Origin of the sequence: Frigoribacterium sp. Leaf8 (genome assembly GCF_001421165.1) — a bacterium.
GTDB lineage: Bacteria > Actinomycetota > Actinomycetes > Actinomycetales > Microbacteriaceae > Frigoribacterium.
The window spans coordinates 721,984-737,234 of sequence record NZ_LMKB01000001.1 but is presented as its reverse complement, the minus strand read 5'-3'; the positions used below and the strand labels follow the sequence as shown (position 1 = coordinate 737,234).

Below are 15,251 nucleotides of genomic sequence, written 5' to 3'. Positions count from 1 at the left end.
AGGTGTGGCGGTGTCAGCCGAGCAGCGGGCGCTGCGCGGCCCGCTGCTCGCGGTAGTCGGCCAGGGCGGCCTCGGTGCTGTCGAGGGTCGAGACCTGCGCGACCGGCACGTCCCACCAGCCCTCGCCGTCCGGGGCGTACACGAGCGGATCGCTGTTCACGTGGATGAGCGTGCTCGTCGACGACGCCTTGGCCGCGGTGAGGGCTGCGGAGAGGTCGGCGACCGCGTTCGGCGTCGGTTCCACCTCGACGACGTCGAGCCCGTAGCTGCGGGCGTTCATCGCGAGGTCGACCGGCAGCACCTCGGTGCCCTGGAAGTCGAGGGAGTCGGGATCGAGCTTGCGGTAGAGCGTGCCGAAGCGTTCGGCCCCGACGGTCTCGGAGAGGTGGCCGATCGAGGCGTAGCCGTGGTTCTGGACGAGCACCACGATGATCTTGATGCCCTCGGCGACGGCGGTGACCAGCTCGGTGTGCAGCATGAGGTACGAGCCGTCACCGACCATGACGATGACGTCGCGGTCGGGGGCACCCCTCTTGACGCCGAGGCCACCGGCGATCTCGTAGCCCATGCACGAGAACGCGTACTCGACGTGGTAGCCGAGCGCGTCGCGCACCCGCCACAGCTTGTGCAGGTCGCCGGGCAACGACCCGGCCGCCTGGACCACGACGTCGGTGGGGTCGCTGGCCGCCTGGACGGCGCCGATGATCTCGGGCTGGCCGGGCAGGGCCAGCCCGGACGGCTGGAAGGCCTCGTCGACGAGGGCGTCCCAGCTCGCCTTCTCGGTGGCCACGCGAGCGGCGTGCTCGTCGGGTACCCGGTGCCCGGCGAGCGCCTCGGCGAGGGCGTCGAGCGTCTCGCGGGCGTCGGCGACGACGGGCAGTTGCGAGCCGTGCTTGTAGGCGTCGAACGACGTCACGTTGACGTTGACGAACCGCACGTCGGAGTCCTGGAAGGCCGTCCGGGAGGCGGTGGTGAAGTCGCTGTACCGCGTGCCGATGCCGATGACGAGGTCCGCCTCGGCGGCGATGCGGTTCGCGGCCGTCGTGCCGGTGGCACCGATGCCCCCGAGGTACTGCGGGTGGTCCCAGGCGAGGGACCCTCCGCCGGCCTGCGTCGTGCCGACGGGGATGCCGGTCGCCCGGGCGAAGGCGTCGAGCTGCTGCTCGGCGCCCGAGTAGAGGACTCCGCCGCCGGCGACGACGACGGGGCGCTTCGCGGCCTTGATGGCGGCGACGGCGCGTTCGAGCGGTCCTCGCTCGGGGACGGGGCGCCTGACGTGCCACTCGCGGGGTTGCAGGAACTCGTCGGGCACGTCGAGCCACTCGGCCTGGACGTCCTCGGGCAGGGCGATCGTGACGGCGCCGGTCTCGGCCGGGTCGGTCAGCACGCGCATCGCGGCGAGCGCGATCGAGAAGAGCTGCTCGGGCCGGTCGACGCGGTCGAAGAACCGCGACAGCGGCCGGAACGCGTCGGTCACCTGCAGGGACGTGTCGTGGGGCAGCTCGATCTGCTGCAGCACCGGGTCGCTGACCCGGGTGGCGAAGGTGTCGCTCGGCAACAGCAGGGCCGGCAGCCGGTTCGTCGTCGCGAGCGCGGCCGCGGTGAGCATGTTGGCGGCACCGGGACCGACGGAGGCGGTGCTGGCGTAGGTCGCGCGCCTCCGGTGCATGCGGGCGTAGCCCACGGCCTGGTGGACCATCGCCTGTTCGTTGCGGGCCTGCAGGTACGGCATGAGCCCCGGGCGGTCCACGTGGTACTGCTTGAGCGCCTGGCCGACCCCGGCCACGTTGCCGTGGCCGAAGATGCCGAACATGCCCGGGATCGTGCGCTCTCGCACGTCGCCGTCGACGGTCCACTGGTTGGCGAGGAACTCGACGAGTGCCTGGCCGACGGTGAGTCTCTTCGTCGTCATCGACGCGGTCCTTTCGAGGGTGCGGTGGGGAGGTAGGGCAGCCGAGGGTCGGGGGCCTGGGATTCCCAGCCGGCTCGGACCCACCCGTGGGCGGGGTCGTCGGTGATCAGCCAGGCGCGCTCGGGGTCGGGCCCCGCCATGACGTTGAGGTAGTAGAGGTCGTAGCCCGGGGCGGCGACGGCGGGGCCGTGGTACCCGTAGGGGACGAGGGCGACGTCGCCGGTGCGGACGAGGGCGTTCACGTCGATCTGCCCCGCGGGTGAGCTGTAGGTGGCGAACATGCCGAACGGGTCGGCCTGCGAGGGGGCGTCGAGGCCGCGGCCGACGGCGGATTCGAAGTAGTAGATCTCTTCGAGGCGGGACTCGGTACCGGGCACCCCGTCGTCGTGCTTGTGCGGAGGGTACGACGACCAGTTCTCGGCGGGCGTCACGACCTCGCACACGATGAGCTTCTGGGCGTGCAACCCGTCCGGGGTGCCGAAGTTGTGCACCTGGCGGGTCGATCGACCGGCTCCGCGGATCTCGACGGGGATGTCGTCACGACGGAGCACCTGCACGTCGAGCACCTGGTCGGCGGGTGCCTCGGCGATCGCGACCCGACCGCGCCCGGTGACCACCGCCTCCGTCCGGACGCCGAGGTAGGCGACGTCGGCCGGCCCGTCGAAGACGGACGCCCGCCCGGCGAGCTCGACGGTGCCCGACCCACCTCGGCCATCACTCCACTCGACCACGACGTCGCCGACCAGCGGCACCACCATGCGCTCGACCCCACCGGCGGCGAGGGGCAACGAGACACCGTCACCGAGCTCGCCGACACGCAGGCCGGTGTGCTGCCAACCGTCGAAGTCGCCGTCGACGACGGTCTGCCAGCCGTCGCGGGTCAGGTCGCCGCGGGGGAAGAACCAGCGGGGGTCGTCGTTCATGTCGTCCACCTCATCATCGAGCGGGCGGCCCGGGGGCCACGGGGGTACTGCCTGGGGACAGATCGGGCGGGCGGTCAGTTCTGGGGGAAGCCCAGGTCGACGCCGCCGTGGCTGGGGTCCAGCCAGCGCGACGTGATCGCCTTCTCGCGGGTGTAGAACTCGAAGCCCTGAAGTCCGTAGGCCTTGTCCGAACCGAAGATGCTGTCCTTGAAGCCGCCGAACGAGTAGTACGCGACGGGCACCGGGATGGGCACGTTGATGCCGATCATGCCGACCTCGATCTCTGCCTGGAAACGCCGCGCCGCGCCTCCGTCGTTGGTGAAGATCGCCGTTCCGTTGCCGTAGGCACCGGCGTTGATGAGGGCGACGCCCTCGTCGTACGACGCGACGCGCACGATCGACAGCACCGGCCCGAAGATCTCTTCGGTGTAGACGCGGCTGGTGAGCGGCACCTTGTCGATCAGGGTGGGCCCGAGCCAGAAGCCGTCGGCCTCACCGTCGACCTCGACGCCCCGGCCGTCGACGACGACGTCGGCTCCGTCGGCGAGGGCGATGTCGATGTAGCTCGCGACCTTGTCCCGGTGCTGCTCGGTGACGAGAGGGCCCATGTCGCAGCTGCGGCGACCGTCGCCGACGGTGAGGCCGGCCATGCGTGAGGTGATCTTCTCGATCAGTTCGTCGGCCACGGGTTCGACCGCGACGACCACGCTGATCGCCATGCAGCGCTCGCCCGCCGAGCCGAATCCGGCGTTGATCGCACTGTCGGCGACGAGGTCGAGGTCGGCGTCGGGCAGGACGAGCATGTGGTTCTTGGCACCGCCGAGGGCCTGGACGCGCTTGCCGTGCCGGGCGGCGGTCTCGTAGATGTACCGGGCGATGGGCGTCGACCCGACGAACGAAATGGCCTTCACGTCGGGGTGCTCGAGCAGGCCGTCGACGGCCTCCTTGTCGCCGTGGAGGACGTTGAACACGCCCTCGGGCAAGCCGGCCTCGGCGAAGAGGCGGGCGAGGAACATGGCACTGGACGGGTCTTTCTCGGACGGCTTCAACACGACGGTGTTGCCGACCGCGATCGCGATCGGGAAGAACCACATCGGCACCATGGCCGGGAAGTTGAAGGGACTGATGACGCCGACCACGCCGAGGGGCGCCTTGGTCGAGTACACGTCGACCCCGGTGGACACCTGCTGCGAGAACTCGCCCTTGATCAGGTGGGGGAACCCGGTCGCCAACTCGACGACCTCGAGGCCGCGGGTGATCTCGCCGAGGGCGTCGCTCAACACCTTGCCGTGCTCGCTCGTGAGGATCTCGGCGAGCTCGCCCTTGCGCTCGTTGAGCAGCTCACGGAAACGGAACATGATCTGCTGGCGCTTCGTGATCGAGAGGTCGCGCCAGGCGGGGAACGCGCGGTGGGCCGAGGCGACGGCGGCCTCGATCTCGGAGGCGTCGGCGAGCGAGACGTCCTTCGTCGCGACGCCGAGGGCCGGGTCGTAGACGGGCGCGGTGCGGCCGCTCGTGCCGGGCACCTCGACGTTGTCGATCCAGTGCGCGACCAGGGGGCGATCGGTGGCGGTGGTGCCGGTGTGCGTGCTGGTGGTGCTGGTCATCGTTCTGCCGATCCGTTCGTGGTCGAGGGTGGGTGGACGAGCCCGGCCGCGTGGTCCACGGCTGCGGCGACGTCGTCGTCGCTCGGGTAGAGCAGGGTGCGCCCGACGACGAGCCCACGGACGCCCGGGAGCGCGAGGGCCGCGGCCCAGCGGGCGTAGGTGTCGGCCGGGTCGACGGCGGGGTCACCGCCCAGCAGCAGGGTGGGCAGGGTCGTCGCCGCCATGACGCGTTCCATGTCGTCGACGACGGGCAGCTTGAGCCAGCTGTAGGCGGAGGATTCGCCCAGGCCCGACGCGATGGCGACCGACTTGATGACGGCGTCGGCCGTCAGGTCGTTCGTCACCCGTCCGTCGACCCACGAACTCATGAAGGGCTCGAGCATGATCGGGAGGCGCAGCCTGGCCGACTCGGTCACCGCGCGTGCCGTCGCGGCCAGCGTGGAGGCCGTGCCGGGGTCGTCGAGGGCGACGCGCACGAGCAGCTTGGCGAAGTCGAACCGGGAGTCGGCGATCGACGCGGCCGAGTACGCGGTGAACCGGTCGTCCAGCTCGAACGTGGCGCCCTGGAGACCACCGCGGTTCATGCTGCCGACGACGACCTTGCCGTCGAGCGCGCCGAGCAGGGCGAGGTCCTCGAGGATGTCGGGCGTCCCGAGCACCCCGTCGACGCCGGGTCGGCCGAGGGCGACGACCAGGCGACGGAGGAGGTCGTACCGGTCGGCCATGGCGCTCGAGTCGCCTCGGACGCCGAGGGCACCCCGGGCGGGGTGGTCCGCCGCGACGATGAAGAGGCGTCCGTCCGCACCCAGCGGTGCGGGTCGCGTCCGGGCGGCGAGGATCTCGGCCACCCGGTGCGGCTCGGCGGCCCGGAGGGTTCGGAGGCGCTCGAAGTCGAGGACCGGGGCGATGCGATCAGACATGGTGCGCCTCCTGGAGGACGGCCTCGACCTCGGCGGTGGTGGGCATGGCGGTGGAGCACTCGAACCGGGTGGCGACGATGCCGCCGGCCGCGTTGGCGAAGCGCAGGGTGCGATCGAGCGACCACCCCTCGATCAGGCCGTGGCAGAGGGCGCCCCCGAACCCGTCGCCCGACCCCAGGCCGTTGATGACCTGGACGACGTGCGCCGGCACCTCGATCCGCTCGTCACGCGTCTTGGCGAGGACGCCCTTGGGGCCCTGCTTGACGACGGCGAGTTCGACGCCCCGGTCGAGGAGGGCGTCGGCCGCCCGCTCGGGCTCGGTCTCGCCGACGGCGATCTCGCACTCTTCGCGGTTGCCGACGGCGACGGTGACGTGCTCGAGAGCGCGGCCGACCTCTCGGGTGGCGACCTCCGGGCTCTTCCAGAACATGGGGCGGTAGTCCAGGTCGAGGATGGTCAGGGGCCGACGACCCCGGGCCTGCCAGGCCACGTGATGCGCCTGTCTGCTCGGTTCTTCGCTGAGGCCGGTGACCGTGGCCCAGAAGACCGTGGCCTTCTCGACGGCGGCGAGGTCGAGCGAGCCCGCGGTGATCATGAGGTCGGGTGCCTTCGGCTGCCGGTAGAAGTACAGCGGGAAGTCGTCGGGCGGGAAGATCTCGCAGAACGTGACGGGGGTGTTGAGCCCGTCGACGGTCGAGACGAGCCGGGTCGAGACGCCGAGCCGCTCGAGCTCTCGGACGATGTAGCGACCGAAGGGATCGTCGCCGGTGCGGGTGACCACCGCGGACCGCCGGCCGTGACGGGCGGCCGCGATGGCGACGTTGGTCGCGCTGCCACCGACGGATTTGCTGAAGGTCTCGACCTCTTCGAGCGGGACGCCGGACTGCTGCGGGTAGATGTCGACGCCCACGCGGCCCATGGTGAGGACGTCGTACGGAGCGGTGTCGTTGTCGGTGTGGTCGGTCATGACGTGGTCGTCCTCTCGAGAGCGTGGCGTGCGGTCGCGGTCACTTCTTGCCGTTCTTCACGACGTAGATGGCACCGGTGCTGAAGTCCTCTTCGAGCTGCTCGAGCGACCGCCCGTTCGTCTCGGGCACCTTCTTCACGGCGAAGAGGAACGACCCGGCGTTGAGCACGGCGAAGATGAAGAACGTCGTCGAGATGCCGATGCCGGCGACGAGGATCGGGAACAGCAGGCTGACGGCGAAGTTGGTCAACCAGAGGATGAGCACCGTGAGCCCCATCCCGACGCCGCGCAGCTTGAGGGGGAAGATCTCGCTGAGCATCAGCCAGACGAGAGGGCCGATGGTGCCCTGCATGGTCCCGACGAAGCCGATGACGAAGATCAGGACGACGATCGCGCGGCCGAGCCCCTCGGGGATCAGCAGCGACGACAGGCCGATCAGCAGGTGGAAGATCGTGACGCCGGCGAAGCCGGCCATGAGCATGGTGCGCCGTCCGACCTTGTTGATGATGCGCAGGGCGACGAGCATCGCGACGACGGCGATGACGCCTGCCCCGACGTTGGCGATCAGGGCCCCGCTCTGCGAGAAACCGGACTGCTGCAGCACCTGGGTGCCGTAGTACATGATCGAGTTGATGCCGGTCAGCTGCTGAGCGACGGCCAGGCCGATGCCGATGAACAGGATCTTGCGGAGCCAGGGCTCGGCGATGAGGTCGGCGAGGCGGGCGCTCTTGGCCTCTTTCTCCTCGTCGGCCAGGAGGCGCACCTCGGCCATCTCGGCCACCGCGCGGTCGTCGGCCCGGATCTGCTTGAGCACGGCGAGCGCGTCGTCGTCGCGGCCCTTGGCGATGAGCCAGCGAGGGCTCTCGGGGACACGGAACATGCCGATGAAGAGGGCGATGGCGGGCAGCACCGCGACGGAGAGCATGTAGCGCCACACGTTGTCGTGTTCGCCCCAGACGCTGCCGATGACGGCGTTGATGGTGAAGGCGGCGAGCTGCCCCGAGACGATCATGAGCTCGTTGCGACTGACGAGTCCGCCGCGTTGCTCGGTGGGGGCGAGTTCGGCTAGGAACACCGGCACGGTGACCGAGGCCCCGCCGACCGCGATGCCGAGGAAGAACCGCGCCCCGGTGAGGAACTCCCACGTGGGGGCGAGCACGCAGGCGAGCGCGGCGAAGAAGAACAGGATGGCCAGGGTGTTGATGGTCGGCTTCCGCCCGAAGGCGTCCGAGATGCGCCCGATGAAGAACGCCCCGACCGCGGCCCCGATGAGGATGGCCGAGACCATGATGCCCTCGCTGGCCGGCGTGAGCCCGAGGCTCTCCTCCATCGAGTCGAGCGCGCCGTTGATCACGCCCGTGTCGTACCCGAAGAGCAGGCCACCGAAGGTGGCGATGACCGCGACGGTGCCGAGACGCTTGGTGTGCGGGCCCGAGACCAGGGCGGGAAGAGCTACTCGGGGCGAACTGCCCGATGTGTCGGTGACCACGATTCCTCCATTGGTTGTGGTTACAGCTTCCCGCGTCGGTGCGGGTCGTCGCCCTGCAACGGCGACAGGACGAGGCTAGCCATGTCCTTATGTCCTGTCAATCGGTCATGCACGGACCACCCCCTCGATTCGGACAAGAGAGGGACTCGCGCATCCCTAGACTCGGAGCATGCCTTTCGACGAGTGGTACGACGACGAGACGCGAGAGGCCGCGACGGCCCGCGTGCTGCAGCGTCGGATGACCAACCCGACCGACCGCAACGTGCTCACCGTCGTCGCGGAAGAGTTCAACGTCCCGCGGCAGACCCTCAGCGACTGGGTCGACGAGGTCTCGCCCGAGTCCGCCAAGCCGAAGCGGAAGCCCCGCCCCAAGTTCTCGCAGGTCGTCAAGACCACCAAGGAGGCGCGGGTCGAGTCCCCCACGGACGACGAACCGATCGACGCGCCGCAGCCCGCCGCACCTCCGGAGCCCGCGCGCGAGCCCGAGCCCGACGCCGAGTCCGACGCACAGACAGGGTCCGTGCCGCAGGCCGAGGCCGTTCCGCAGACCGAGGCCGCGTCCGACCCGGAGTCCGACCCGCAGCCTGAGCCGGAGGCCGAACCCGAGCAGGACCCCTGGGTGGCGTCCGATCCTGCCCCCGAGCCCGAGCCCGAGCCGACGCCCGAGAGCCAACCCGACCTGCAGCCCGAGCCGGCATCCGTGCCCGCACCCGCACCCGCACCTGCACCCACACCCGCACCCGCCGCACCCGCCGACAGCCGCCTCACCACCCTCGAGGCCGAGGTCGGGGCTCTCCGCGCCGGCAACCGCGCGCTCGTCGAAGCCCTCCGCATCCTGGTCGACTGACGACGCCGGTCGGCGCCTGGCCGAGCCGGGCGACGGCCACGAGGCCGTCCGGTCACCGTCGTCGTGGTGACGGCCTCGACCTCGTGAACCGGGCCTGGCGCCGGTCGGCCGCGCGCGCCTCCCGGGGGAGGCGGTAGCCGTCGCGGTAGACGCCGACGACGTCGAGGGCGACGCCCACGAGGGAGCGGACGGCGGTGCGGCGCTCGCGCGAGCCGTACCAGTTGCGGTGGAGACGCCACAGCTCGACGATCCCCCGCACGAGCAGTCCCCCGCCGAAGAAGACGGCGGCGATCCAGGCGATGCCGGTCGAGCCGAACGCGACGACCGCCCCGATGCAGACGACCAGCGTCACCACCAGGGTGATCATCAGCGTGCGCGGGCTCGGCAGCTGTCGGCCGTGCTCGCCGGTCCAGTAGGACGACAGCAGGTAGAGGGCGTCCTCGCGGGAGCGTCCGCCCTCGCGCAGCCGGTCGACGGCGGCGTCGGTGCGCGCGAGTCGGTCGGGCCCGTCGGCCTGGCGCACCGCGGCGCTGGTCGACGCGACGATGCGGATGACGGGAGGTTCGCGTCGAGCCACCAGGCCATCTTGCCGCACGCCGGACGCCCGCCGCCCGCCGCCCGCCGCCCGACGCCGTCCGCCGCACGACGCCGCCCGCCGCCCGCCGTCCGCCGGACAGGCCCGCGCTGTCCCCCCGCCTGGCCGCTTCGCGAGTGCCCGTCGACCCGAGTCTGCAAGCTCGCTGGAGGTCGATGACGGGTGGGCTGCCGCTCGCGTCCGAATGGTGTGTCACCGAGACACAGCGCGTCCGCACCGCGGCACCGCGATCCCCGGCCACCCACGAGTGGCCGCGCCGAGAGAAGGACGACCACCATGAGCGACGACGACAAGCAGGCCGACTCGGGCTTCGCCGGCAGGTTCCGCGACCAGCTCGGCAGCCGGGCGATCGAGCCCATCATCAAGGCCGTGCGCGCCGAACTGAGGTCGGCCCGCGACGAGGTCGCCGGTCGGGCTCGGGACGCGCGGTCCGGCGCCGTGCTGCTCGCCGTCGGAGCCGTCCTCGCGATCATGACCGTGATCCTCCTGGCCGGCACCGCCGTCGCCCTGCTGGCCCTGGCCCTGCCCCTCTGGGCCGCCGCGCTCATCACGTTCGCCGTCTTCGCGGTCGTCACCGCGGTGCTCGTCGCCGTCGGCCTGAAGGGCGTCAAGCGAGGCATCCCGCCGGTGCCCTCCGACACGGTGAAGAACCTCACCTCGTCGACCGACTAGCCGCCGCCCCCTCCGAACCGGGCCCCCTCGGAACCGGGCCCCCTCCGAACTCGTCCCGGCCCGGCCCCACCCGGCCCCACCCGACCCCGTCCCAACTCGTCCCAACCCGACACCAGGGAGTCCCCATGCCTCGCACCACACCCGCCAGCCGGTCCACGAAAGAACAGCGCACGCAGCACGCCGAGACCTACGCGCCCCTCGCGCGGTACGCCTCCGAGGCGTTCGGGGCGTTCCTCCTCGTCATCGGAGGCGTGGGCACGGCCGTGTTCGCGTCGTCGTTCCCGGACGACGGCAACGCGCTCGGGGTCGGCTTCCTCGGCGTGGCCCTGGCGTTCGGCCTGAGCGTGACGGCCGGCATCTACGCCGTCGGCCACATCTCGGGCGGCCACTTCAACCCGGCCGTGACGGTCGGCTTCGCCTTGGCCCGTCGGACCCCGTGGTCGAGCGTGCCCGGCTACGTCGTCGCGCAGCTCGTCGGGGCCGCCGCCGGAGCCAGCGTCGTGGCGCTCGTCGCCGCCGACGGCCCCGCCGGCTACTTCGCCGCGGCCCGGGACTCGGGCTTCGCCTCGAACGGCTTCGGCGCATCGTCGCCCGGCGGTTTCGGCCTCGGAGCCGTCCTCGTCACCGAGATCGTGCTGACGGCCGTGTTCGTCGGCGTAATCTTGTCGGTAACCGCCAAGGGTGAGTACAAGGCCCTGGCACCCTTGGCGATCGGCCTGACCCTGACGCTGATCCACCTGATCAGCATCCCCGTGAGCAACACGTCGGTGAACCCTGCCCGCTCGCTGGCGGCCGCCCTCTACGGCGGCCCCGACGCCCTGGCCCAGGTCTGGGTCTTCTTCGTGGCACCCCTGGTCGGCGGCGCCCTGGCGGGCCTGGCCCACCGCGTCCTGCGCCGTCGCGCCTGACGGCCATCCGAGCGGCAGGGAACGCAGGAGGCGCGGGTCGCGTGACCCGCGCCTCCTGCGTCCTCGTGCGGTGACGCCGGTGCCGACCGACGCTCGAGCGGAGGCGACGACGTCGCCCCGCCCGTCGGGGGCGACGACCTAGACGACCGTGGCGCTCCGGACCCGGTCGGCGGCGGTGGCCATGTGGTCGCGCATCGCGGCGAGCGCGGCGTCGGGATCGCGTGCCTCGATCGCGCGGAAGACGGCGCAGTGTTCGCGGTACGCGGCCTCGGCCTGGTCCTTCTCGGTGAGCCCGCGTTCGACCCAGAGGCGCAGCAGCGACCGGGTGCTCTGCAGGAGGTCCTTGAGCACGACGTTGTCGGCGCTGACGGCGATCTGCAGGTGGAACCGGATGTCGGCCTGGAGGAACGCGTCGAGGTCCTCGAGCGAGTCGGCCATCACCTCGATGTACCCCCGCAGGGCGTCGACGTCGGCGTCCGTGGCCCGCTCGGCGGCGTAGGCGGCGGCCTGGATCTCGAGCCCGCCCCGGACCTCGATGAGCTCGCGCGTGCGTGCCGCGTTCAGCATGAGACCCCAGCTGAGCGTGGTCGGCAGCAACTCCGAGGTCTGGTCGCGCAGGTAGGTGCCCGAGCCCGGGCGCACCGTGACGATGCCGAGGATCTCGAGGGCGGCCAGGGCCTCGCGGACGGCCGACCGCCCGACGCCGAGACGTTCGGCGAGCTGCCGCTCGGGTGGGAGGCGCGACCCGGGGGTCAGTTCGCCGGCCGTCAGGAGGGCCACGAGCTGCTTGACGACCTCGCTGACCGCGGTGCCGCGCGGGACCATCTCGAGCTCGAGATCGAGGCTCGTGGGGTCGCTCTCTGGGTATGCCGGCACGGTGCGAGCTTAGTCAGCGGGGCCCACGGGTCCAGCTCTCGGGGCCCACGGGTCCAGCTCGCGGGGCCCACGGGTCCAGCTCGCGGGGCCCACGGGTCCACCTTTCGAGGCACTCGCGCCGCTCCGTCCCGCCGCTGAATTGGTCAACCGGTTGACAGATATCGGCGAAAAAGGCACGATGGTCCCTGCGCGCCACCGGCATCGGTCGAAGGCGTCATCCAACAACGTCGTTAGATCCGAAGGAGTCGATGTGGACACCACCACCCGAACGAGCGCGCCACAGAGCGCGGTCGAGAAGTCCGCGATCAAGAAAGTCGCCGTCCGGCTCGTCCCGTTCGTGGCGTTGATGTTCTTCATCAACTACCTCGACCGCACCGCCATCGGCTTCGCGGCGCCGAACGGCATGGAGTCCGACCTCGCCCTGTCGGCGGCCCAGTTCGGCTTCGCCTCCGGCGTGTTCTTCATCGGCTACATCCTGTTGGAGGTGCCGTCGAACCTCGCCCTGCACAAGTTCGGTGCCCGCAAGTGGCTCGCCCGCATCATGGTGACCTGGGGCATCGTGGCGTTGCTCTTCACCTGGGTGCAGAACTTCGAGCAGCTCGTCGCGCTGCGCTTCCTGCTCGGCGTCATGGAGGCCGGCTTCTTCCCCGGCGCGATCCTCTTCCTGAGCCTGTGGGTGCCGGCCGCCCACCGCAGCAAGATCCTCGCCCTCTTCTACCTGGCGCAGCCCCTCACCACCGTCATCGGTGCCCCGCTCGCCGGCTGGTTGATCAGCCACGACGGCGTCTTCTTCGGCCTCGAGGGCTGGCGCTTCATGTTCATGGGCGTCGCCATCCCCGCGATCGTCGTCGGGATCGTCGCCTGGTTCTACCTCAAGGACAAGCCTGCCGACGCCAAGTGGCTCACCAAGGAAGAGCAGGTCTGGCTGACCCAGGCGCTGGTGAAGGAGGCCTCGACGAAGACGGGTGCCGTCTCGACCACCGGCAAGCACCCGGGCCTCGGCGTCGTCTTCAAGAACGGCCGCGTCTGGATGCTCTCGTTCATCTACTTCGGCTTCATCTACGGCCTCTACGCGCTCGCGTTCTTCCTGCCCACCATCATCGGCGGCTTCCAGGAGCAGTTCGGCACCGAGTTCACCGTCACCCAGCGCGGCTTCATCACGGCCATCCCCTACGTCCCCGCGGCCATCGCCCTGTACTTCTGGTCGCGTGACGCCTCGCGTCGCGGCCTCAAGACCTGGCACATCGTCATCCCCGCCGTCGTGGGCGGTCTGAGCATCCCGCTGGCGCTCTACGCACAGTCCCCCGCCCTCACCATCGCGGTGATCGCGGTCACCGCCATGGCGATCTTCGCGGCCCTGCCCAACTTCTGGACCCTGCCCACGCAGTTCCTGACCGGGGCCGCGGCGGCCGCGGGCATCGCGCTCATCAACACGGTCGGCAACCTCGCCGGCTTCAGCGCCCCGTACATCACGGGCCTGGTCACCGACGTCACCGGCGACTACCGGGTGCCGATGTTCATCGTCGGGTTCTTCATGCTGCTGTCGGCCGCGCTGATGATCGCGCTCAGCCGGATGAAGAAGCCCGAGGGCACCCTCAGCCCCCGCGAGCAGGCCGACCTGGCGGCGACCGCCGGGCTCGACTGACCGACGCTCACCCCCTCCCCCCGCGGGGCCCGGACGATCACCGACCCGGGCCCCGCCCCCTCCGCACCCCGTCGCCGTGCCGTCGCGCCGTCGACCGGACCACCGCCTCCTGGAGTTCTCATGACACGCCTCTTCAACGATCCGGGCGACTTCGCCGACGAGATGATCGACGGCTTCGTGGCCGCCAACCAGCGCTGGGTGCGACGGGTGCACGGCGGCGTGGTCCGGGCGACCCGCTCGGCCCCCGGCAGCGTCGCGCTCGTCGTCGGCGGTGGCTCGGGTCACTACCCGGCCTTCGGCGGACTCGTCGGGCAGGGGCTCGCCCACGGCGCGGCCCTCGGCAACCTCTTCGCCTCGCCCTCGTGGCAGCAGGTCAGGTCGGTCGCGAAGTCGGCGCAGAACGGCGGGGGCGTCCTGCTGAGCTACGGCAACTACGCCGGTGACGTCCTCAACTTCGACAAGGCCCAGCAGAAGCTGATCGACGAGGGCATCGAGACCCGCACGGTCGCCGTCACCGACGACATCTCGAGCGCGTCGATCGCCGACAAGCACAAGCGTCGCGGCATCGCCGGCGACCTCACCGTCTTCAAGTCCGCCGCGGCCGCCGCCGAGGAGGGCGCCGACCTCGACGACGTCGTCCGCGTCGCCGTCAAGGCGAACGAACGCACCCGCAGCGTCGGCGTGGCGTTCTCGGGCTGCTCGCTGCCCGGGGCCGACGAACCGCTCTTCACCGTGCCCGAGGGCCGCATGGCCGTCGGCATGGGCATCCACGGCGAGCCCGGCATCGGCGAGACCGACGTCCCCACGGCGGACGGCCTCGCCGAGCTGCTCGTCGAGGCGTTGCTCGCGAGCGACGAACTGCCCGACGGGGTCGACGAGGCGCGCGGGCGCAAGGTGGCCGTGCTGCTCAACGGACTCGGCTCGGTCAAGTACGAAGAGCTCTTCGTGGTCTACGCCCGGGTCGACGCCCTGCTCCGCGAGGCGGGCGTCGAGGTCGTCGAGCCCGAGGTCGGCGAGCTCGTCACGAGCTTCGACATGGCCGGCGTCTCGCTGACCCTGTTCTGGCTCGACGACGAGCTCGAGCGCCTCTGGGCGGCCCCGGTCGACGCACCCGCCTACAAGAAGGGCTCCGTCGACGTCGCGTCGCGGGCGGACGACGCCGAGCAGGAGGCGCGGGTCGCCATCGCGATCCCGCCCGCGACCCCGGCGTCCCGGCAGGCCGCCCAGCTGGTGCTGAGCGCCCTCGAGGCGGTGCAGGCCACGGTCGAGGAGAACGTCGACGAGCTCGGACGCATCGACGCCGTCGCCGGGGACGGCGACCACGGCATCGGCATGCAGCGCGGGGTCCACGCCGCCGTCGCCGCCGCCCGCGAGGCCGTGCTCGCCGGTGCGGGGGCGGGCACCGTCCTCGACCTCGCCGGCGACGCCTGGTCCGATCGGGCCGGGGGCACCTCCGGAGCCCTCTGGGGTGCCGCCCTCGCGAGCCTCGGCGCGGCCGTGGGCGACGAGGCGGCCCCGGACCGCGCCTCCGTGTCCCGCGGCGTCTCCGCCGCGACCGAGGCGATCCTCGAGTTCGGCGCCACGGTCGGCGACAAGACCATGGTCGACGTGCTCGTCCCCTTCGACGCGGCCCTCTCCGCGGCGGTCGACGACGGGGCCGACCTCGCCACGGCCTGGGCCACCGCGGCCGAGGTCGCCGTGACGGCGGCCGCGGCGACGGCCGACCTCCTGCCCAAGATGGGCCGCGCCCGGCCGCACGCCGAGAAGAGCCTCGGCACGCCCGACGCCGGCGCCACCTCGCTCGGGCTCATCACGCGGGCCGTCGGACGCGTCCTCGCGCCGCAGCCCGCCGCGTGACCCCTCCCCCTCACACCCTCCACGAAAGGCACC

Annotated in this window: 13 protein-coding genes; 5 read left to right on the top strand and 8 right to left on the bottom strand. The window is 71.4% G+C overall.

Going from position 1 to position 15,251, the window contains the following annotated elements; translation table 11 throughout:
* Window positions 1-13 precede the first annotated feature (13 nt).
* The 6 genes from iolD to ASL10_RS03365 form a co-directional block, all read right to left on the bottom strand.
* Window positions 14-1,912 (bottom strand): 3D-(3,5/4)-trihydroxycyclohexane-1,2-dione acylhydrolase (decyclizing), encoded by a 1,899-nt coding sequence (iolD, locus tag ASL10_RS03390; protein ID WP_056044302.1) that lies wholly within the window; start codon window positions 1,910-1,912, stop codon window positions 14-16.
* Window positions 1,909-2,835, bottom strand: a complete 927-nt coding sequence (gene iolB, locus ASL10_RS03385; RefSeq protein ID WP_056044600.1) for a 5-deoxy-glucuronate isomerase — start codon at window positions 2,833-2,835, stop codon at window positions 1,909-1,911. Before iolB ends, iolD begins: the two co-directional genes overlap by 4 nt.
* Window positions 2,836-2,909: 74 nt before the next feature.
* Entirely contained in the window at window positions 2,910-4,442 is a 1,533-nt protein-coding gene (locus ASL10_RS03380) for a CoA-acylating methylmalonate-semialdehyde dehydrogenase (protein ID WP_056044299.1), read from the bottom strand.
* Window positions 4,439-5,362: a hypothetical protein gene (locus ASL10_RS03375; protein WP_056044296.1), complete on the bottom strand. Its 924-nt coding sequence runs from the start codon at window positions 5,360-5,362 to the stop codon at window positions 4,439-4,441. Before ASL10_RS03375 ends, ASL10_RS03380 begins: the two co-directional genes overlap by 4 nt.
* Window positions 5,355-6,329 carry a 5-dehydro-2-deoxygluconokinase gene (gene iolC / locus ASL10_RS03370; protein WP_056044294.1) on the bottom strand — a complete coding sequence of 325 codons (975 nt, stop codon included), beginning with the start codon at window positions 6,327-6,329 and terminating at the stop codon, window positions 5,355-5,357. The genes ASL10_RS03375 and iolC overlap by 8 nt, the downstream gene beginning before the upstream one ends.
* 40 nt (window positions 6,330-6,369) lie before the next feature.
* The gene (locus ASL10_RS03365; RefSeq protein ID WP_082460110.1) at window positions 6,370-7,818 is read right to left on the bottom strand and encodes a sugar porter family MFS transporter; all 1,449 of its coding nucleotides are present in this window, start codon (window positions 7,816-7,818) and stop codon (window positions 6,370-6,372) included.
* A 169-nt stretch (window positions 7,819-7,987) separates the two neighbouring features.
* On the opposite strand from ASL10_RS03365, the gene ASL10_RS03360 reads away from it, so the two are divergent.
* A complete protein-coding gene (locus ASL10_RS03360; RefSeq protein ID WP_056044290.1) occupies window positions 7,988-8,665 on the top strand; it encodes a hypothetical protein in 678 nt (225 codons plus the stop codon).
* 52 nt (window positions 8,666-8,717) lie between these two features.
* Here the strand turns inward: ASL10_RS03360 and ASL10_RS03355 are convergent, their stop codons facing one another.
* Window positions 8,718-9,242 (bottom strand): hypothetical protein, encoded by a 525-nt coding sequence (locus ASL10_RS03355; protein ID WP_056044288.1) that lies wholly within the window; start codon window positions 9,240-9,242, stop codon window positions 8,718-8,720.
* A 294-nt stretch (window positions 9,243-9,536) separates the two neighbouring features.
* On the opposite strand from ASL10_RS03355, the gene ASL10_RS03350 reads away from it, so the two are divergent.
* The gene (locus ASL10_RS03350; protein WP_056044286.1) at window positions 9,537-9,932 is read left to right on the top strand and encodes a phage holin family protein; all 396 of its coding nucleotides are present in this window, start codon (window positions 9,537-9,539) and stop codon (window positions 9,930-9,932) included.
* Window positions 9,933-10,057: 125 nt separating this feature from the next.
* Window positions 10,058-10,840: an aquaporin Z gene (gene aqpZ / locus ASL10_RS03345; RefSeq protein WP_082460109.1), complete on the top strand. Its 783-nt coding sequence runs from the start codon at window positions 10,058-10,060 to the stop codon at window positions 10,838-10,840.
* Window positions 10,841-10,978: 138 nt separating this feature from the next.
* Here aqpZ and ASL10_RS03340 read toward each other — a convergent pair whose 3' ends face one another.
* Complete coding sequence (locus tag ASL10_RS03340; RefSeq protein WP_235452355.1) at window positions 10,979-11,716, bottom strand: FadR/GntR family transcriptional regulator; 738 nt, start codon at window positions 11,714-11,716, stop codon at window positions 10,979-10,981.
* Window positions 11,717-11,966: 250 nt separating this feature from the next.
* On the opposite strand from ASL10_RS03340, the gene ASL10_RS03335 reads away from it, so the two are divergent.
* Complete coding sequence (locus tag ASL10_RS03335) at window positions 11,967-13,361, top strand: MFS transporter (RefSeq protein WP_056044281.1); 1,395 nt, start codon at window positions 11,967-11,969, stop codon at window positions 13,359-13,361.
* A 120-nt stretch (window positions 13,362-13,481) separates the two neighbouring features.
* Complete coding sequence (locus ASL10_RS03330) at window positions 13,482-15,218, top strand: dihydroxyacetone kinase family protein (protein WP_056044279.1); 1,737 nt, start codon at window positions 13,482-13,484, stop codon at window positions 15,216-15,218.
* Window positions 15,219-15,251 lie beyond the last annotated feature (33 nt).